Source organism: Actinomyces oris, assembly GCF_006546825.1.
In the GTDB taxonomy this organism is placed as follows: Bacteria; Actinomycetota; Actinomycetes; order Actinomycetales; family Actinomycetaceae; genus Actinomyces; species Actinomyces oris.
Window position 1 is genome coordinate 13395 of sequence record NZ_VICC01000008.1, and the last position, 19450, is coordinate 32844.

Sequence of the window (19450 nt, forward strand, 5' to 3'; positions counted from 1 at the left end):
GGGAGGGCTAGGACCCCGCGGGGGTCAGTAGAGCGGCCACTGCGCACAGACAGACGAGGACCGCAATGAGGGCGTAGACGCAGTAGCCGCGCTCGCGGCGCCGCCACAGCGAGCGTGCGCCACTGACGCTGACGGCGGCGCCGGCGACCTGGATGACCAGAGCGGCGCCGATGGCCAGGGGGCCGGCGGCGCCGATGACGGGGGCCAGGGCGTAGACGATGACGCATCTGAGGCCCGAGGCCCACAGTCCCAGCATGACGGCGTGGACATCGGCGCTGACCATGAGGGGGGCCATCGCCCCGTCCTGGGTGTCGGGGGAGGCGGCCGGGGGCGCGACAGCGTCGACGTCGTCGCCGGCCACCTCGCCGGGCGAAACGTCAACATAATCAATACTGGCCGTACTCTTCATACTGATGAATACGGTAACGGTCAGGATAAATCGCGTCAACGCTCCGCCATGGGGTGGCGATGTGATGTCAGACAGGCATGTTTGAGGGAAATAACCGCTGGTGGGGGCCTGTTTTGTGGGCCGGAGAAATAGGGGCTGCTCGGCTGTGTGCTGGACGTGGCCCGGCAGCCGGACCGGGCTAGCGCAGCAGGGGTAGTGCGGAGATGACGGTCAGGATGACGATGATCGGCTCGAAGACCCGCTGATCCATGTGCTCGGCGAGGCGTCGACCGGCCAGGGCTGAGGCGATGACGACCGGTGCGGCGATCGCCGCCAGCGACAGGGTCGTGGGGTTGACCAGGCCGGCTGAGACGGAGAAGGGCAGCTTGACCAGGTTGACCAGGAAGAAGAACCAGGCCGTTGTCCCCAGGAAGGCCTTGACCGGATAGCGGCAGGCCAGGAAGTACATGGAAGTCACCGGTCCGCCGGCGTTGGCGACCATCGTGGTGAAGCCGGCCAGGCTGCCGTAGACCAGTCGGGCCAAGCGGCTGCCGGCCGGGGTTGGGAGGACGGCCTCAGGTGCGTCGTCGGACCTGTTCCTGGTGGCCGAGCGGCGCTGGTACAGCGTGACGGCGACCAGGATCAGCAGGATGGCGCCGATGAGGCGGCGAGTGGAGTCGTTGGAGGCCAGGTGCAGGAACAGGGCGCCGGCGCCGACGCCGGCCAAGACCGCCGGGACGAGCCTGCGCAGCATACGGAAGTCCGCGTCGCCGCGATAGCTCCATACTGCCAGCAGGTCGCCGGTCATGAGCATGAGCAGGATCGCGCCGGTGGACTCCTTGGCGGGCAGCGCCGCGGTGCACAGGGCCACGGCGATGGTGGCAGCCCCGGGCAGGGCGGTCTTGGCGATACCGCACAGGGCCGCCACGACCACGAGCAGGATCCAGGCGGTGGTGGTCAAGGTGGGGAGCACGGGACCTCTCAGCGGTGAGAAGAGTCGGAGTCTGGTCTGAACTTTGTCCGGACTAATCATAGCCATCGACGGCGAGGGCCGGTGGGGTCCTCGCCGTCGACGGTGGCCTGCGCGAGCGGTGCCGGGGCTGCGTTAATGGGGTGCCGCAGCGGTGCGCCGCAGCGTGGCGATCCCGGAGACACCCAGGAAGATGAGTGCCGTTGCGGGCAGGGTTGCACTGAGCAGGTGGTCCCAAAGAGTAGTGCGCTGGGTCGTCAGTCCGATCCCATGAAGCAGACCGAGAGCGGCTGCTCCTGCGCCGATCGAGAGGATCGAGACCGCGGCTCGCAGCGCTCGTCTGGCAGCCGGCCAGGGGGTGATGAGCTGCAGCGGGGGCAGGGCCGCCCAGGCCGTGATCCCGGTGATGCCGCAGACAAGTGCGCTCGAGGCGGGTGAGACGTCATGGAGGAGGTGGTCAATCATCCCCTGGACCGCGACGAACCAGAAGAGGGCGCAGTAGGCGACCAGCAGGGCGTCGCTCCAGGTGAGGCGGTGATCCGTGCGCTCCCAGCGGCGGACATCGGAGAAGAACCCACTCACTGTGCCTGATACCTGCATCGAGGACATGACCTTCCCCCTGTGCGTCATCGCGGTCAAGAGTGCCCTTTCCAGAATAAACCCGCCGGTGCGCATGAGCGAAGGGTGATGGTCGTCGGGCCCCAGCGGGGCGGGCGGCTCGCCCCGGCGTGCTCCTCAATGGCCCGGGAACGACGACGCTCCCGACCATCACTGGTCGGGAGCGTCGAGGTGAGGCGTCAGCCGGTGGGGTCCGCACGGAGGGGGAGTCCGCACGAACCTCGCGACGTCTCAGGCCTTGAAGAGGGTTCCCTCAAGGTAGGCGCGCGCCTTGCGGGCGTACTCCAGGGGGTTGGCGATGGCCGGGTCCTGCTCGGCCTCTACCAGGATCCACTCGGAGTAGCCGTGGTCCACGAGGAACTTGTAGGGGACGGTGAAGTCGATCGTGCCGTCACCGGGGACGGTGAACATGCCGGCCAGGAAGGAGTCGAGGAAGGAGCGCTCGGCGGCCTTGGACTCCGCCATCTTCTCGGGGCGCACGTCCTTGAAGTGGACGTGCTTGACGCGGTCGATGGTGGCCTCCAGCAGGCCCATGACGTCGCCGTCGCCCACGTAGGCGTGGCCGGTGTCGAACAGGAGGGAGACCTTGGCCGGGTCGGTCAGCTCCATGAGGCGGATGGTCTCCTCCTTGGTCTGGATGACCGTGCCCAGGTGGTGGTGGTAGACGAGCTCCAGGCCGTGGGCGTGGGCGACGTCGCCCAGACGGTTGAGGCCCTCGGCCAGCACCGGCCACTGCTCCTCGGTGAGCACCGGCTTGTTGGTGAAGATGCAGACGTCGCGGATGCCCTGGACCGAGCCGGTCTGCTCGGAGGCGACGACGCGGGTGGCGCCCAGGTACTCCAGGTAGGCGCAGGTGGCCTCGAAGTCGGGGATGACGGCCTCGACGCCGTCGCGCAGGATGAAGGAGGAGAACCACTGGGCGACGATCTTGATGCCGCGGGCCTCGGCGGAGGCCTTGACCTCCTCCTTGGGCGGGAAGAAGCCGGCGCACTCGGTGCCCGCGTAGCCGGTGTCGGCCAGGTCCAGGAGCATGTCCTCCAGGGTGTTGAAGGCGCCGACCTCGGGGATGTCGTCATTGCGCCAGGTGATCGGGTGCATGCCCCAGGAGATGCCGTGGGGGTCGGAGATGGCGGTTGCAGGGTCGAGGGTGAAGGACATCGTTGCTCCGTGTTCTCGCTCGGGTGGTGATGGGCGGTGGTTAATAGGTGGGTGGCGGTGACGCGCGGGCGGCTGCTGCGCCGTCGGCTCGGGGCCGCCAGTAGTGCGCTCCCGGGAGGAGGGTGCCGGTGTCGGTGCCGGGCGGTGGGCCCGTGCCTCGAACCTAGCAACAGGACTTTGTCCTGACAAGCCCTTTTCGGGTCCTCCCGGGAGCGCGTGTGCTGGGGGCGGGGTCAGGAGTAGAGCTTCTCCATCTCGACCTCGATCTCCTCCAGGGACTTGTCCTTGGTCTCCGGCATGATCTTGAACAGGACGACGGCGACGACCAGGTTGAGCACGCCGTAGATGGTGTAGGTGATGCCACCGCCCAGGGTCTCCATCATGGGCGGGAAGGTCCAGGTGATGATGGCGTTGGCGGTCCACATGCAGAAGATCGCCGTGCCGTTCATGATGCCGCGGACGTTGGCCGGGAAGATCTCACCCATCATCGTCCACACGATCGTGCCGTTGGAGGACTGCACGATGAGCATAAAGACCGACATGAGCCCCAGGATGAGGTAGGCGGCCCAGGTGGGCGGAGTGGTGTGGTTGGCCATGTGCGGGGCGATGAAGAACTGGAAGGTCGCCGCGATGCCCAGCAGGGTGATGCCCACGCCGATGACGTCGCCGATGAGGACCTGGCGGCGCCGGAACTTCAGGATGAGCCAGATGCCGATGGCGGAGCCGATGACCGACATGACGCCGTTGGCCACCTGTGCGGTGATGGAGGCCGAGGTGGACATGCCGGCGTACTCCAGCACCTTGGGGGCGTAGTACATGACGGTGTTGACGCCGGTGGTCTGGTTGACCACGGCCAGGAAGATGCCGACCAGCAGCAGCTTGCGCAGCCAGGGCGTGGCCATGACGTGGCTGAAGCCCTTGCGCTGGGTCTCCTCGTCCTTCTCGTGCCGGCGGGCCTCGACCATCTCCATGATCTCGTCCTCGATGGAGCCGTCCTTCTCCGGGACGCGCACGCGCTTGAGGGCGCCGATGGCGTCGTAGAGGCGCTCCTTGGCCAGGTACCAGCGCGAGGACTCGGGCATGAGGCGGATGCCGATCCACAGGGCCACGGCCGGGATGGAGCACAGGACCAGCATGTAGCGCCAGGCCTCGCCGTTACCGGCGCTGATGCTGAGCTGGTCGAGGAAGGCGTGGTACTGCTCGGCGTTCATCGGGCCGCCCTTGGAGGACTGGAGCTTGGCGATCTCGTCGAAGACGTACTGGCCCGGGGTGAAGTGCCCGCTGGGGTCCTCGGCGATGGTGATCCTCGGGCCGCCCTGGAGGGAGTTGATGATGGCGTTCATCGAGAAGGCGAGCAGCTGGCCGGTGACGATCATGAGCTGGTCGATGGCCACGATGGAGCCGCGGATGCGTTTGGGGGCCGTCTCCGCCAGGTAGACGGGGACCGTCGCGGAGGCGGCTCCGACGGCGAAGCCCAGGACGACGCGGAAGGGGTACATGACCCAGACGTTGGGGGCGATGGTGGTGCCGATCGCGCCGGCGAAGAACAGGAAGGCCAGGAAGGTGATGTTGTGGCGCCGGCCCCAGCGGTCCGACATGAGGCCGCCCAGCAGCGCGCCCAGCGCCGCGCCGACCAGCAGGGTGCCGCCGATGGCGCCCTCCTCGAAGGAGGTCAGCTGGAGGCCCTTGGCGTCGAAGGGCATGTACATGTACGGCAGGGCGCCGGATATGACACCGGTGTCGTAGCCGAAGAGCAGTGAGCCGAGCGTGGCCACGGCGGCGATGGCGATGACGCCGCGGTGCTTGCCCGAAGGCGGCGTCTCGGCCACCGCCTTGTTGAGCTCTTCCCTGGTGAGTCCACGCAGGGACGTCGTGACTCCCTGAGACATAGGGGGTCTCCTCTCAGTCCTGCGGCGACGATGCCGCAGGGGTTGTTGTGATGGGTGGTGGTGGAGTGAAGAGAAAGGTGCAGTGTGGGGCGGCTCAGGCGTCGAAGGTGGTGCGTCCCTCGACACGGGGGACCTCATGCCACTGGCCGTCGGCCGCCGAGGCGACGACGGCCTCGTCGACCTCCGCGGCGCACCAGGCGTCGGCGGCCGAGGGGGCCACCTGCTTGCCGGTGAGAATGGATTCGATGAACTGCGCGGCCTCAATGGCCTTCATGTCGTCAAAGCCCATGGAGGTGCCGATGGCGGGCTGGAAGCGCTGCCACTGGCCCCACTGGGGGCCGGCCATGGCGCGGGTGTAGCCGTGGGAGGCCCCGCCGTCGAGCACGGGGCAGATCTCCAGCTCGTTGAGGCGCTCGAAGTTCCAGCGGGCCGAGCCCTTCGTGCCGTAGACCTCGACGACGTACTCGGCGCGCGGTCCCACGCTGACGCGGGAGGACTCCATGGTGCCCACGGTGCCGTTCTCGAAGCGCACGAGCATGGAGACGTAGTCCTCGTTCTCCACCGGGCCCACCTCGTCGCCGATCTCGAAGCCCGAGTGGCCGATGCCCATCTTGGTGGGGATGGGGCGCTCGGTGATGAAGGTGTCGGTGACCGCGGTGACTGAGGCGATGCGACCCACGATGTACTGGGCCAGGTCCGCCCCGTGGCTCATGAGGTCGGGCACGACGCCGGCCCCGGCCTTCTCCTTCGAGGCCCGCCAGGTCAGGGGGCCCATGGGGGAGGAGTTGTAGTCGGCGATGAACCACACGCGCACGTTCGTGATCCGGCCCAGCTCGCCGCCGCGCACCAGGGAGCGCAGGTACTCGATGGCCGGGGTGTGGCGGTAGTTGAAGCCGACGGCGGTCATCAGCCCCGCCTTCTCTGCGGCCTGGGCGATCTGCCGGGACTGCTCGGCACTGACCCCCATGGGCTTCTCGATCCAGAAGGGCTTGCCGGCCTCGACGGCGGCCAGGGCCATCTCGTGGTGGAGGAAGTTGGGGGCGCAGATGGAGACGGCCTCCACCTCGGGGTCGGCCAGCAGATCGCGGTAGTCGGCGTAGGCGCGCTCGAAGCCCAGGTTGTCCACTGCCTCCTGGCGCACCTCGTCCACGGGGTCCGCGGCGGCGACCAGCCGTGGGGTCACCCCCAGCTCGGGGAAGCGCTCGGCGATGGCGCGGTAGCTGCGGGAGTGAAGCCGTCCCATCCAGCCCAGGGAGATGACTCCGATGCCCAGTATTGACTTATTGGCCATAACGGTCCTTCCCGACAACATTGTCGGCTGCTGCGTGTGTGGAGGTGTCTCCGGAAGCCCCAGGAAACACCCGTCGTTAATGACGTCACAGGAAGATATCAGAGCACCTTTGTCCTGACAAGAGAGAAGTATGAGGTCTGATGACCTCTCTGAGCAGGGCCTCGTGCTCACCGGTGTTGTCGGATAGGATGTGATCAACCGGTGTCCAAGGATGGACTCCGGATCCCGCGGATCGTGCCGATCCGTGAGGCACAACGGCGTGGAAGGGGAGACGTCTGCCGTGGAAGGACCTCGAGGACGAGGCGGGCGGGTCACGATCAGGACCGTCGCCGAACGTGCCGGTCGCTCCATCTCCACCGTCTCGGCGGCTCTCAACGGCTCCGACGGCGTCGCCGAGAAGACCCGTGGCGAGATCCTGCGCATCGCCTCCGAGCTCGGCTACCAGGCCGACCCGCGCGCCCAGTTCCTGCGCCGTAGCCACACCGGGCTCATCGGTGCCAGCTTCGCCATTGGGCAGGCCTACCAGGGCCTCATTGTGGACGGGCTCTTCCAGGCGGCCTCCGCCCTGGAGCACGCGCTGGTGCTGGCCACCTCCACCCCGCACCGCGATGTGGCCGACGGGCTGCGCTCACTGCTGCTCCAGCGCTGCGAGGGCCTCATCCTGGTCGACCCCGACTTCTCCGTGGACGCCCTGGCCAGCATCGGGGACCGTCCACCGGCGGTCCTCATCGGGACCAGTATCGAGATGGAGGACGTCGATGAGGTCCACTCACGTGACGACGTCGGTATCCAGATGCTCGTCGATCACCTGGTCGACACCGGGAGGCGCCGCATCACCCACGTGGACGGCGGGAGTCAGACCGCCGCGGGGCGACGCATCCAGAGGTTCGGCCAGGCCATGGAGAGCCGGGGGCTGGGACGAGGCGCGCGGGTGGTGCCCGGGGGAGGCGATGAGGACAGCGGCGCCAGGGCGGTCCGTCACCTCATCGAGGCCGACGAGCTGCCCGAGGCGCTCCTGTGCTTCAACGACCACTGCGCCGTCGGGGCCCTCATGGAGCTGCGCCGTCAAGGGGTGAGGGTGCCGCAGGACCTGGCCGTCACCGGCTACGACGGCATCCCGGTCACAGCGGCCTCGGCCTTCTCCCTGACCACGGTGCGTCAGGACGCCCGCCTCATCGCCGAGGTGGCGGTCCGGGCGCTGCTGGCCCGGATGCACCCGGGTCAGGATGGCAAGATTCCGGCGGAGGTGGCCGGTGAGGACCGGCCTCTGGGGGGCCGCCTCTACCGGGTGGTCCCCGAGCTCGTTGTCCGCGACACGACGGCCCCGCCGCGCGAGCGTCGGGCTGAGGCCTGTGCCTGATGCGGCACGCGGCTACGGTAAACCTCATCAAGGAAGCCACAACCGAGGGGCGCACGCCCCGAACACTGGGACAGGAACCATGATTAACGGAGAACTCATCGACCTGGTCGCCGGCGACTACGAGGCGCGTATCGCCTCATCGGGTGCCATGCTCGTCCACCTGCGCCGCCAGGGGCGCGACCTCATCATGCCCTTCGACGCCGAGGCTACGCTGCCCGCAGGCTGGCAGGGAAAGACCCTGTTGCCGTGGGCCAACCGCATCGCCGGGTCCTGCTACGACTACGCGGGCACCGAGTTCCTCGTGGGCTGCAACGAGCCGGCCAGCGGCTCGGCCCTCCACGGCCTGGCCGGCTGGATGGACTGGCAGGTCGCCGACGACGACCCCTCCGGCCCCGACGACGGCGCCCCCCGCAGCCGGGTCGTCCTGGAGCTGAGCCTGCTGGCCTCCTACGGCTACCCCTGGAGCCTGGAGGCCAGCGCCTGCTTCGAGCTCGACGCCGAGCGCGGACTGAGCGTGACCGTGACCGCCACCAACGTCGGCGCGGCCCGCCCCGCCCCGTCGGTCCCCGGCGCGCCGGAGGTCGAGGGTGAGCCCGCCCCCGCTCCCTACGGCGTGTCCTGCCACCCCTACCTGACGCGCTCGGTACCCCTGGACGACTGCGTCCTGACGATCCCGGCGGCCGAGGTCCTCGACGTCGATGAGCACATGGCCCCCACGCACCGGCGCAGCGTGGAGGGCACCGACTGGGACTGGCGGGGCGGCCGGCTCGTCGGGGCCACCCAGACGGACAACGCCTACACCGCCCTGCCCGAGGGTACCTGGGAGGTGAGCCTGCGCGGCGGGCAGGGGAACCGCGCCGTCATCATGAGCTCGGACGTCCCTTGGGTGCAGGCCTACACCGCCGACGAGTTCTCCCGCCCTGGCGTGGCCATTGAACCCATGACCTGCCCTCCCAACGCCTTCAACAGCGGGGAGGACCTCATCGCCCTCAAGGTGGGGCAGACCCACTCCTTCACCTACCGCCTCTACGAGCAGGACTGAGCGCGCACGCGGCCTTGCTGAGGCCGTAACGGCCCTGCAGGCGCTGAGAACGCGGGTGGGCGTCGTCGAGACGGAATGCTCGACGACGCCCACCCGCGTCAGAGGGGGCGGTGCTCAGCTCAGTCGCACCGGCTGCCCGGAGTGGGCCGACTCCGTGGCGGCCTCGGCCAGGCGCAGGGCGGCGATGGCGTCCTCGATGCCGGTGGGGGGCGTGGTGCCGGCCTCGACGGCCTCGATGAAGGCGCTCAGCTCGATGCGGTAGGCGTCGGCGTAGCGCTCCAGGAAGAAGTCGAGGTAGGGCTCCTGGGCGTCGGTGACCTCGCCGTTGGACAGGCGCACCGTGGTGGCGCGGATGTTCTCGGCGAACAGGGCGCCCTCGCGGCCCGAGGCCTCGAGTCGCTGGTCGTAGCCGGAGGAGCAGTGGCGGTTGTTGATGATCGTGGCCACGGCGCCCGAGGCGGCCTTGAGGGTGACGACGGCGGCGTCGAAGTCGCCGGTGTCCTTCAGGGCCGGGTCGAGGTTCTGTCCGGCGGCGTAGACCTCCTCGATCTCACCCAGGAAGAAGCGGGCGGTGTCGAAGTCGTGGATGGTCATGTCGCGGAAGATGCCGCCGGAGACCTTGATGTACTCCGCCGGCGGGGCGGCCGGGTCGCGGCTGATGATGGTCAGCTGCTCGATATCGCCGATCTTGCCGGCCTCGACCGCGGCGCGGGCGGCGGCGAAGCTGGGATCGAAGCGGCGGTTGAAGCCGAACATGACGGGGACCGTGACGGCATCGAGCTCGGCCTGGGCGGCCTCGACGTCCTTCATGTCCAGAGCGATCGGCTTCTCGCACAGCACCGCCTTGCCCGCCTTGGCGGCGGCCAGCAGGTGGCGGATGTGCAGTGGCGTGGGGGAGCCGACGATGACGGCGTCGATCTCGGGGTCGGCGAAGACCTCCTCGGCGTCCTTGCAGGACCGGGCCCCGTAGGTGGCGGCGAGCTTCTCGGCCGCGTCCTCGAAGGGGTCGCAGACCAGGGCGAGCTCGGCCTGGGGGTGGGCGGCGATGGTCTTGGCGTGGACGTGGCCGATGCGGCCGGCACCGATGACGGCGATGGAGAGCATCCTTGCTCCTTCTGCGTGTGAGTGGGTGTGTGGGGTGGTGTCTGAACTGTGGAAAGTGGTGGGGTGGGCGGTTCGAGGGTGCGGAACGTGTGGACATGACCGAACACGCCGTGGACCCGCCCGGTGCGGCGGGTGCCGCTGCGGTCGTCCGGGCCCCCACCGGGACCCGGACGATCCCGACTGGAGTCGATCAGGGCTGGGGCATGATGACGTCGCGCACCAGGGCGTCCAGGTCGGCGTCGGCCTGGAGGAAGCCGCGCAGGGTGCGGCGGGTCGCGCCGAAGGTGTCGAACTCCTCGGGCGTCATGCCGTCGGGCTCGTAGGCGCGCACGAACTCGGGGATCGACAGGAGCGTCTCCATGATCTCGGGGGCCACGGGCTCGTTGATGCGCTCGACGACCTTGTAGCCGGAGTCGTTGATGAGCTTCTGCCAGGCGAAGGGCGGGGAGACAACCAGGTCGCCGCCGACCAGCTCGGACCACTGCAGCACGTTGCGGAAGGCGGCCGACAGCACGCGGGCGCGCAGGCCCCGGGCCTGGAACTCCTGGTAGGCGCGCTTGAGGGCGGCCACGCCGCCCCACTCCAGGTGACCGGGGTCGATGAAGAGCTTGTCCCGCTTGGCCACGATCTTGAGCCAGTCGTCCAGGCGACCGCCCATGAGGGTGACGACCGGACCCATGGTGGAGACGTCCTTGCCCTCGGCCTCGCGGCGCTTGAGGCCGCGCTCGATGGCCTCACCGGTGGCCACGGCCTGGGGCACGGAGAAGGAGACGGTGACGTTGACCGACACACCCCGGTAGGTGGCGTCCTCGATGGCCTTGACGCCCACGGAGGTGGCGGGGATCTTGACGATGATGTTCTTGGCCAGGTTGGAGAACTCCTCGGCCTGGTCGGCAAGGGCCTTGGCGCTGCGGGCCAGGCGCGGGTCGGTCTGCATCGACAGGCGACCGTTGCGGCCCTTGTGCTCCTCGAAGATGGGCTCGAGCAGCGTGGCGGCCTCGATGCTCATCTCGCGCACGACCTGCCAGCCGATCTCGGACTCGGTGGCCTCGGGCATCTCCTCGGCCAGCTCGGCGATGCGGGGGAGCCACACGTCCTTGCGCTGGTTGATGCAGGTGTAGGCGATGGTGGGGTTGCAGGTGGCGCCGACGCCGCCGAAGGAGATGGACTGGCGCAGCTCGTCGGGGTCGGCTGAGTCGTTCCACAGGGCGGTGGGCGTGTTGCGGGCGGCGTCGAGAAGGGGTCCGGGGGTGTAGTCGATGCTCATCGGTTCTGTGCTCTCTTTCGGGTTCATCCGCGCAGGCGTCCTTGCAGCCGCGGTCCGGTAGCCCCTATTGAAGTGTGCTCGACGGCATCTGTCAATAAAATGTCAGGACAAAGATTCCTGGGAGTGTGGGTGACTCCTGTGTTGGGGTGAGAGCTAGCTGGAGAACAGCGAGGTCTCGAAGGTGTAGCGCGAGGCCCGATAGATGTGCTGCCCGTACTCGATGACGCGGCCCGACTGATCGTAGGTGATGCGGGTGGCGGTCATGAGGGCGGCGCGGCGCCGCTCGTGGAGGAGGTCGGCCTCGCGGGCGGTGGCATTGCGGGCCCCGATGATCTGCTTGGCTGTGGTGGGGATGACGTCCTGGGCGCGCAGCAGGTCGTAGAGGCCTCCGGCCTCCAGCTCCTCACGGGTGGGGGCGATGGCTGCCGGCATGAGGTTGGACAGCACTGCGATCGGCTCGCCGTCGGCGCAGCGGATGCGGGTGCAGGTCACGACGGCGGTGCCCTCCTCGACCTCGAGGTGCTCGGCGGCCTCGGCGTCGGCCTCGTGCTCGACGTAGTCCAACACGCTCGTGGAGGTCGTGTGGCCGGCCGCGGACAGGTCTGACAGCAGGCTCGTCAGCTGCATCGGGCGGTGGACGTGCATGGGGGAGACGATCGTGCCCACGCCCCGACGGCGCTTGACCAGGCCGCGGTCCACCAGGTGCTGAAGGGCCTGGCGCGCCGTGGGGCGGGAGACCTTTAGTCGCTTGGCCATCGAGAGCTCGTCCTCCAGACGGCTACCGGCGGGCAGTGTGCCGTCAAGGATGAGTGCGGCCAGCGGCTCGGAAATTTGCGTGTGCAGCGGCGTCTTGGACTCGCGGTCGATCGTGATGTCGAGGGCGAAAGGGGATGTTGAATCGGGCATGAGGTGAGCCTGTGTCAGACGTGATAATGCCTCGAGCATACGGATGCTGTGTGCTGATGTCACGCACTGTCGCCATCCTGTGGCTGCTGTGCGGGAAGACGGGTCCTAAATGTTCTGACAAATGCTTGACCTGGAGCGGTCCAGTGGGGCAGGCTTCGCAGTGACGCCCGACGCAGACCTCCGTTCCGCAGGCCTGCAGCCCCCAAGGATGTGGAGACGCGATCACCGTGACGACAGCAACGACGGCAACGACCCAGGTGACCGAGGCGGTCGCGCCCGAGAGCTCGCCCGCAGCCGCCGGAGACGCCGACCGGCTCGACGTGCTCACCATCGGGCGCTGCGGCATCGACATCTACCCCCTTCAGGTCGGCGTCGGGCTGGAGGACGTGGAGAGCTTCGGCAAGTTCCTGGGCGGGAGCCCCACCAACGTGGCGGTGGCCGCCGCCCGCTACGGGCACCGCTCCGCCGTTGTCACTGGCGTGGGAAACGACCCCTTCGGGCGCTTCGTGCGCACCGAGATGCGCCGCCTGGGGGTCGACGACCGCCACGTCGTCACCAAGGCCGCCTACAACACCCCGGTCACCTTCTGCGAGATCTTCCCGCCGGATGACTTCCCCCTCTACTTCTACCGTGAGCCCTCGGCCCCCGACCTGGAGCTGACCTGGGAGGACCTGCCGCTGGAGGCCATTCGCGACGCCTCGATCTTCTGGATCTCGGTGACCGGCCTGAGCAAGGAGCCCTCGCGCTCGGCCCACCACGCGGCCCTGGGCACCCGAGACCGGCGGCGCTTCACGATCGCTGACCTCGACTACCGCCCCATGTTCTGGAAGGACAAGGAGACGGCCCACCGGGAGGTCTCCCGGATCCTTCCCAAAGTCACCGTCGCCATCGGCAACCGGGAGGAGTGCGAGGTCGCCGTCGGCGAGCGCGACCCCGAGCGGGCGGCCGACGCCCTCCTGGAGGCCGGCGTCGAGCTGGCGATCGTCAAGCAGGGCCTGGAGGGGACGTTGGCCAAGACCCGCACCGAGCGGGTGGAGATGCCCGTGACCTCGGTGGAGACGAAGAACGGCCTGGGAGCCGGGGACGCCTTCGGCGGGGCCATCTGCCACGGCCTGCTCTCGGGCTGGTCCCTGGAGAAGACCATCTTCGCCGCCTCCACCGCAGGAGCGATCGTCTCCTCGCGACTGGAGTGCTCCACCGCCATGCCCACCGAGCCCGAGCTGCTCGAGCTCATGCGCGCCCGCCGCGACGAGGTCGCCCCGGGGCTGACGGACCTGTGAGGAGCCCCCGATGAACGCATCATCCACCCCTGCCGCCTCCGCCTCGGGGCCGCGGCCGCTGACCGACGCCGTCACCGAGATCCGGGCCACCGACCCCGGCCGCATCGGCCGGGCCCTGGCCCAGCGCCCCCGCGCCGACCTCGCCGGGGCCGAGCGCCTCATGGTCATCGCCTGCGACCACCCGGCCCGTGGGGCCCTGGGAGCCGGTGAGCGGCCCCTGGCGATGGCCGACCGCGAGGACCTCCTGCGGCGCTGCATGACGGCCCTGTCCCGCCCCGGCGTCAACGGGTTCCTGGGAACCGCCGAGATCATCGAGGACCTGACTCTCCTGGGCGCCCTGGATGGCAAGCTCGTGTGGGGCTCGATGAACCGGATCGGCCTCCAGGGGGCCTCCTTCGAGATAGACGACCGCTTCGGCGCCTACGACGCTGACGGCATCGAGGCCTCCCACCTCGACGGCGGCAAGATGCTCACCCGCATCAACTACGCCGACCCCGCCAGCGCCACCACCCTCGAGGCCAGCGCCAAGGCCATCGACTCCCTGTCCGAGCGCGGCCTGAACGCCATGATCGAGCCCTTCATCTCCCAGTGGGAGGGCGGCCGGATCGTCAACGACCTCAGCGAGGAGGCCGTCATCCGCTCGATCTGCATCGCCCAGGCGCTGGGGCGCAGCTCGGCGCACACCTGGCTCAAGCTGCCCTGCGTCAACGATCCCGCCTCGATGCGGCGCGTCATGGCCTCCACCTCCCTGCCCAGCCTCATCCTGGGCGGCGAGGTCTCCACCGACCCCGAGGCCACCCGCGCCTCCTGGGCGGCGGCCCTGGAGCTTCCCAACGTCAGAGGACTGGTCGTGGGCCGCTCCCTGCTCTACCCGGGCAATGACGACGTCGAGGCCGCCGTCGACGCCGCCGTCGCCCTGCTATGAGCACCTGACACGTCCCGCCACCGGACCCACCGCCCCGGCACGTACGTACCGCAACCGCCGCAACCACCGTCAAACGGCCCCGGCCGGGCCACCCCATACGAGACAATCCCCACGAGTACCCCCAGGAGCTGAAGGAGCACCACCATGGGCCACACCGACCGCACCGCCCAGTCCGAGACGTCGGACCAGTCCCGCTACGTCATCCGCGCCGGCGAGCTCGCCCACGACAGCTACGAGCTGGACCTCACCCCGGAGCGGGCCGGCTGGGAGTGGTCCTCCCTGCGCGTGGTGGCGCTCGCCCCCGGGAAGTCCCTGACCGTGCCCGGCGGCGAGCACGAGTACCTCGTCCTGCCCCTGTCGGGAGGCTGCACCGTCCAGGCCGGCGGAGAGCGCCTCGAGGTGGCCGGGCGCGAGTCGGTCTTCACCGACATCACCGACTACGTCTACGTCCCCCGCCGCACCGAGGTGACCCTCACCAGCGCTGGCGGCGCCCGCATCGCCCTTCCCGGCTCCAAGGCCACCACCGACAAGCCGCTGCGCTACTGCCCGCGCTCCGAGGTCGGCACCGGCCTGCGGGGGGCCGGCCCCTCCTCGCGCCAGGTCAACAACTACGCCCTGGGCAACGACGTCGAGACCTCCCACCTGCTGGCCTGCGAGGTCCTGACCCCCGGAGGCAACTGGTCCTCCTACCCGCCCCACAAGCACGACGAGCACACCGAGGTCGAGCGGGTCCTGGAGGAGATCTACTACTACCAGGTCCGCGCCGGTGAGGGCGACGCCGAGGGCTTCGCGCTCCAGCGCATCTACCCCTCGCCCGGCCACGACATCGACGTGTGCACCGAGGTGCGCGGCGGCGACGTCGTCGTCATGCCCTACGGCTACCACGGCCCCTCCGTGGCCGCCCCCGGCTACGACCTCTACTACCTCAACGTCATGGCCGGCCCCGCCGAGGACTCCGTGTGGCTCATGACCGACGACCCCCACCACACCTGGGTGCGCCAGACCTGGGAGGACCAGGAGGTCGACCCGCGCCTGCCCATGACCCCTATGAACGACTAGCCGATCCGCCTTTCGACCGCCCCCACCACCTGAGAAGAGCAGAGAAGAACCACGATGAGCAACGAAGCCTACGCCGGCACGATCCGCCTGACGGTCGCCCAGGCCACCATCCGTTTCCTGTCCAACCAGTACTCCGAGCGCGACGGCGTCGAGCAGCGCCTCATCGCCGGGGCCTTCGGCATCTTCGGCCACGGCAACGTGGCCGGCATCGGCCAGGCCCTCCTGCAGAACGAGATCGCCCGCGCTGACGGCGAGCAGGAGATGCCCTACATCATGCCCCGCAACGAGCAGGGGCAGGTGCACGCGGCCGCCGCCTTCGCCAAGACCACCAACCGCCTCCAGACCTACATGTGCACGGCCTCCATCGGCCCGGGCTCCCTCAACATGGTCACCGGGGCCGCCCTGGCCACCACCAACCGCCTGCCGGTGCTGCTCTTTCCCTCCGACCAGTTCGCCACCCGCGTCCCCGACCCCGTGCTCCAGCAGCTGGAGGACCCCACCAGCCTGGACGTCAGCGTCAATGACGCCTTCCGCCCCGTCTCGCGCTTCTTCGACCGCATCAACCGGCCCGAGCAGCTCATCCCCTCACTGCTGAGCGCCATGCGCGTGCTCACCGACCCCGCCGAGACCGGCGCGGTCACCATCGCCATGCCCCAGGACGTCCAGGCCGAGGTCTTCGACTGGCCCGTGGAGCTGTTCCGCAAGCGCGTGTGGCACGTGCGCCGCCCGGTGCCCGAGCCCGCCGCCCTGGAGCGCGCCGTCGCCCTCATCAAGGCCGCCAAGCGACCCCTCATCATCGCCGGTGGCGGCACCATCTACGCCGGAGCCAGCGAGGAGCTGCGCGCCCTGGCCACCGCCACCGGCATCCCGGTGGGCGACACCCAGGCCGGCAAGGGCGCCATCAACTTCGACCACCCCAGCGCCGTGGGCGGCGTGGGCTCCACCGGCTGCGACTCCGGCAACCACATCGCCGATAAGGCCGATCTCATCATCGGCGTGGGCACCCGCTACTCCGACTTCACCACGGCCTCCAAGACCCAGTTCAAGAACCCCGACGTGAAGTTCGTGAACATCAACGTCACCCCCTTCGACGCCGCCAAGGAGAGCGCTGAGATGGTGGTGGCCGACGCCCGCGAGGCCCTGGCGGCTCTGACAGAGGCGCTCGCGGACTACCGCGTCGAGGCGGCCTACTCCGAGGAGATCACCGCGGAGAAGGAGGCCTGGCTCAAGGCCACCGAGCGCTGTTACCACCTGGATCACGGGCCCCTGCCCGCCCAGACCGAGGTCTTCGGCGCCCTCAACGAGCTCATGGGGGAGGAGGACGTGGTCATCAATGCCGCCGGCTCCATGCCCGGTGACCTCCAGGCCCTGTGGCAGGCCCGCAGCCCGCTGCAGTACCACGTGGAGTACGCCTTCTCCTGCATGGGCTACGAGGTGCCCGCCGCCATGGGCGTCAAGCTCGCCCGCCCCGAGGCCGAGGTGGTCTCCATTGTGGGCGACGGCACCTACCAGATGCTCCCCATGGAGCTGGCCACGGTGGTCCAGGAGAACATCAAGGTCATCTACGTCCTGCTGCAGAACTACGGCTTCTGCTCCATCGGTGCCCTCTCGGAGTCCCGCGGCTCCCAGCGCTTCGGCACCAAGTACCGCCGGCGCGGCGAGGGCAGCCACCTGGCCGACGAGCAGGTCATCGACGGCGTCGACATCGCCGCCAACGCCCGTTCCTGGGGCCTGGACGTCCTCGAGGTCCACACCATCGCGGAGTTCAAGGAGGCCTACCGCAAGGCCGAGGCCTCCGACCGTCCCACGATGATCCACATCGAGACCGACCTCTACGGCCCCAACCCGCCCGGCTCGAGCTGGTGGGACGTGCCGGTCTCGGGGGTCTCCGAGCTGGAGTCCACGCAGCGCGCCTATGAGGAGTACTTGCGTGACCGCAAGCCTCAGCGTCACTACCTGTAAGGCCTCTACCTGAAGGGATCGCAGGTAGGACGCGGATGACGGCGCGCTTCTGCGCCGGCCGCGACGGCGGGGGTCCACGGCTGATGGTGCCGTGGACCCCCGCCGTGCGCGTGCTCCCGTCCGGGGAGGGCGTCGCCGGTCGCTGTGCCGGTGGCGCTGCGGAAGGGATGCCAAGATCACGATGTGGTCAACGCCCCGATTATGTTCTGACAAAACGGCGCCATTCGCCGTCTGGGACGTTAGGCTGGGGGCACATGCAAGGCGCTGGGCGTCCGGCCGGTCCGCCACTGAGACCTTGGTCTGAGTCTGGCCCTACCCACCCCATAGGCGGGGCGGGTCCGCGAAACCGACAATCAGGAGTCGATAACGATGAGAACCATTGCGCACTGGGTTGACGGAAAGTACTACGAGGGAAACCCGATCGGGCGCTTCGCCGTCGAGAACCCGGGAACCGGTGAGGTCGAGGCCGAGCTGCTCCAGGCCTCCGACGCCGACCTCGACCACGCCGTCGAGGTGGCCCGCCGTGCCCAGAAGGAGTGGGCGAAGGTCTCGCTGGCCAAGCGCACCGCCATCATGTTCCGCATGCGCCAGCTGGTCCTGGACCACCAGGACGAGATGGCCAAGATGATCGTGGCCGAGCACGGCAAGAACTACTCCGACGCCATCGGCGAGATCCAGCGCGGGCGCGAGACCCTCGACTTCGCCACCGCCATCAACCTGGCCCTCAAGGGCGAGCACTCCTTCGACATCTCCACTGGCGTGGACATCCACACTCTGCGCCAGCCGGTCGGCGTCGTCGCCGGCATCTGCCCCTTCAACTTCCCGGCCATGGTGCCCATGTGGATGCACCCCATCGCCATCGCCACCGGTAATGCCTTCATCCTCAAGCCGGCCTCGGCCACGCCGTCGGCGGCCCTGCTGACGGCCGAGCTCTACAAGGAGGCCGGCCTGCCCGACGGCGTCTTCAACGTCGTCTCCGGCAACCGCACCATGGTCTCCAAGGTCCTCGAGCACCCCGGCATTGACGCGATCTCCTTCGTGGGCTCCACCCCGGTGGCCCACATCGTCCAGAACACCGGCGTCACCCACGGCAAGCGCGTCCAGGCCCTGGGCGGGGCGAACAACCACGCCATCGTCATGCCCGACTCCGACCTGGACTTCGCCGCCCAGCACATCTCCGCTGCCGCCTTCGGCGCCGCCGGCGAGCGCTGCATGGCCCTGCCCGTCGTTGTGGCCGTGGGCGGCTGCGGTCCGGACCTGGCCCGCCGCGTCAAGGCCCACGCCGAGAAGATCAAGGTCGGCTACGGCATGGACGAGGGCGTTGAGATGGGGCCGGTCATCGACGCCAAGTCCAAGGAGTTCATCACCGGTCTTATCGACGACGCCGAGGCCAAGGGCGCCGAGGTCGTCCTCGACGGCCGTCCGCTGGTCATCCCCGGACACGAGAAGGGCCACTTCCTCGGCCCGACCATCGTGGACAACGTCCCCCTGGAGTCCTCGCTCTACACCGAGGAGGTCTTCGGGCCGGTGCTCGCGATCGTCCACGCCGACACCTACGAGGAGGCCATCAAGCAGGTCAACTCCTCGCCCTTCGGCAACGGTGCGGCCATCTTCACCAATGACGGCGGCGTGGCCCGTCGCTTCGAGCTCGACGTCGAGGCCGGCATGGTGGGCATCAACGTGCCGATCCCGACGCCGGTGGCCTACTACTCCTTCGGCGGATGGAAGGAGTCGCTCCTGGGCGACACCCACATCCACGGCCCCGAGGGCGTGCGGTTCTACACCCGCGCCAAGGCAGTGACCACCCGCTGGCCCTCGGAGAAGACCTACGCCGCGACCATGTCCTTCCAGCGCGAGGAGTGAGCCCGGCGGCTCCGCCACCTAGCAACGCGGACGCACCATAGACCTTGAGGACCGATCCTTCAGGATGAGTCCGCGAGCCCTATGGTGCGTCCGCGTCTTGTTGGGGTAAGGGGCGCCCTACTTCCAGAGCCCTGTCACCGGGCGCCGGTGGAGCGTGGACGCCTGCCGGGGGTCTTGAGGCTGCTGCGTGCTCGCAGGCGTTCAGGTGGTGTCATCGGGGGAGCGGCGACTGAAGCCGCCCGCCATATTCGTCCTGGTGGGCCTGCGCCTCACCCTCGTGGATGATGACTTTTCGTTGGCAGAACAGCATATTCCCGGGGTGTCGTCCAGGGGTCTGAAAATGCCTGACGTCGCCACTTCCCCAGAGG

At 68.9% G+C, this 19450-nt stretch carries 16 protein-coding genes; 7 read left to right on the top strand and 9 right to left on the bottom strand.

The annotated features are described in order from the left end of the window. Positions 1-7: 7 nt before the first annotated feature. The 6 genes from FK267_RS11855 to FK267_RS11880 all read right to left on the bottom strand — a co-directional run bounded on the left by FK267_RS11855 (position 8) and on the right by FK267_RS11880 (position 6314). Positions 8-409: a hypothetical protein gene (locus tag FK267_RS11855; protein WP_075379478.1), complete on the bottom strand. Its 402-nt coding sequence runs from the start codon at positions 407-409 to the stop codon at positions 8-10. A 178-nt stretch (positions 410-587) separates the two neighbouring features. Beyond that, a complete protein-coding gene (locus FK267_RS11860) occupies positions 588-1361 on the bottom strand; it encodes a sulfite exporter TauE/SafE family protein (protein ID WP_075379477.1) in 774 nt (257 codons plus the stop codon). A 132-nt stretch (positions 1362-1493) separates the two neighbouring features. Further along, a complete protein-coding gene (locus FK267_RS11865) occupies positions 1494-1967 on the bottom strand; it encodes a pre-mRNA-splicing factor (protein WP_141407333.1) in 474 nt (157 codons plus the stop codon). Positions 1968-2207: 240 nt separating this feature from the next. Next, positions 2208-3134, bottom strand: coding sequence for a myo-inosose-2 dehydratase (gene iolE / locus FK267_RS11870; RefSeq protein ID WP_075379475.1), 927 nt, complete (start codon positions 3132-3134; stop codon positions 2208-2210). 233 nt (positions 3135-3367) lie between these two features. After that, complete coding sequence (locus FK267_RS11875; RefSeq protein ID WP_070512177.1) at positions 3368-5023, bottom strand: MFS transporter; 1656 nt, start codon at positions 5021-5023, stop codon at positions 3368-3370. A 94-nt stretch (positions 5024-5117) separates the two neighbouring features. After that, positions 5118-6314 carry a Gfo/Idh/MocA family protein gene (locus FK267_RS11880; RefSeq protein WP_075379474.1) on the bottom strand — a complete coding sequence of 399 codons (1197 nt, stop codon included), beginning with the start codon at positions 6312-6314 and terminating at the stop codon, positions 5118-5120. Positions 6315-6594: 280 nt separating this feature from the next. Between FK267_RS11880 and FK267_RS11885 the strand changes: the two genes are divergently transcribed. Continuing rightward, positions 6595-7674, top strand: a complete 1080-nt coding sequence (locus tag FK267_RS11885) for a LacI family DNA-binding transcriptional regulator (RefSeq protein WP_141407334.1) — start codon at positions 6595-6597, stop codon at positions 7672-7674. Positions 7675-7753: 79 nt separating this feature from the next. Then, positions 7754-8716, top strand: coding sequence for an aldose-1-epimerase (locus FK267_RS11890; protein WP_075379473.1), 963 nt, complete (start codon positions 7754-7756; stop codon positions 8714-8716). Between the two features lie 114 nt (positions 8717-8830). Here the strand turns inward: FK267_RS11890 and iolG are convergent, their stop codons facing one another. The 3 genes from iolG to FK267_RS11905 form a co-directional block, all read right to left on the bottom strand. Then, positions 8831-9820 (bottom strand): inositol 2-dehydrogenase, encoded by a 990-nt coding sequence (iolG, locus tag FK267_RS11895; protein WP_070512171.1) that lies wholly within the window; start codon positions 9818-9820, stop codon positions 8831-8833. Between the two features lie 190 nt (positions 9821-10010). Beyond that, entirely contained in the window at positions 10011-11087 is a 1077-nt protein-coding gene (locus FK267_RS11900) for a transaldolase family protein (protein ID WP_070512168.1), read from the bottom strand. Between the two features lie 153 nt (positions 11088-11240). Beyond that, on the bottom strand, positions 11241-11993 hold the full coding sequence (locus FK267_RS11905) for a GntR family transcriptional regulator (protein ID WP_075379471.1): 753 nt from the start codon (positions 11991-11993) through the stop codon (positions 11241-11243). A gap of 227 nt (positions 11994-12220) precedes the next feature. Between FK267_RS11905 and iolC the strand changes: the two genes are divergently transcribed. From iolC to FK267_RS11930, 5 genes are all read left to right on the top strand, one after another. After that, complete coding sequence (gene iolC, locus FK267_RS11910) at positions 12221-13273, top strand: 5-dehydro-2-deoxygluconokinase (protein ID WP_075379470.1); 1053 nt, start codon at positions 12221-12223, stop codon at positions 13271-13273. Between the two features lie 10 nt (positions 13274-13283). Beyond that, positions 13284-14198: a Cgl0159 family (beta/alpha)8-fold protein gene (locus tag FK267_RS11915; RefSeq protein ID WP_141407335.1), complete on the top strand. Its 915-nt coding sequence runs from the start codon at positions 13284-13286 to the stop codon at positions 14196-14198. A gap of 144 nt (positions 14199-14342) precedes the next feature. Continuing rightward, positions 14343-15257: a 5-deoxy-glucuronate isomerase gene (iolB, locus tag FK267_RS11920; RefSeq protein ID WP_141407336.1), complete on the top strand. Its 915-nt coding sequence runs from the start codon at positions 14343-14345 to the stop codon at positions 15255-15257. A gap of 54 nt (positions 15258-15311) precedes the next feature. Then, positions 15312-17219 carry a 3D-(3,5/4)-trihydroxycyclohexane-1,2-dione acylhydrolase (decyclizing) gene (gene iolD / locus FK267_RS11925; RefSeq protein ID WP_141407337.1) on the top strand — a complete coding sequence of 636 codons (1908 nt, stop codon included), beginning with the start codon at positions 15312-15314 and terminating at the stop codon, positions 17217-17219. A gap of 369 nt (positions 17220-17588) precedes the next feature. After that, positions 17589-19082, top strand: coding sequence for a CoA-acylating methylmalonate-semialdehyde dehydrogenase (locus FK267_RS11930; protein WP_075379466.1), 1494 nt, complete (start codon positions 17589-17591; stop codon positions 19080-19082). Positions 19083-19450 lie beyond the last annotated feature (368 nt).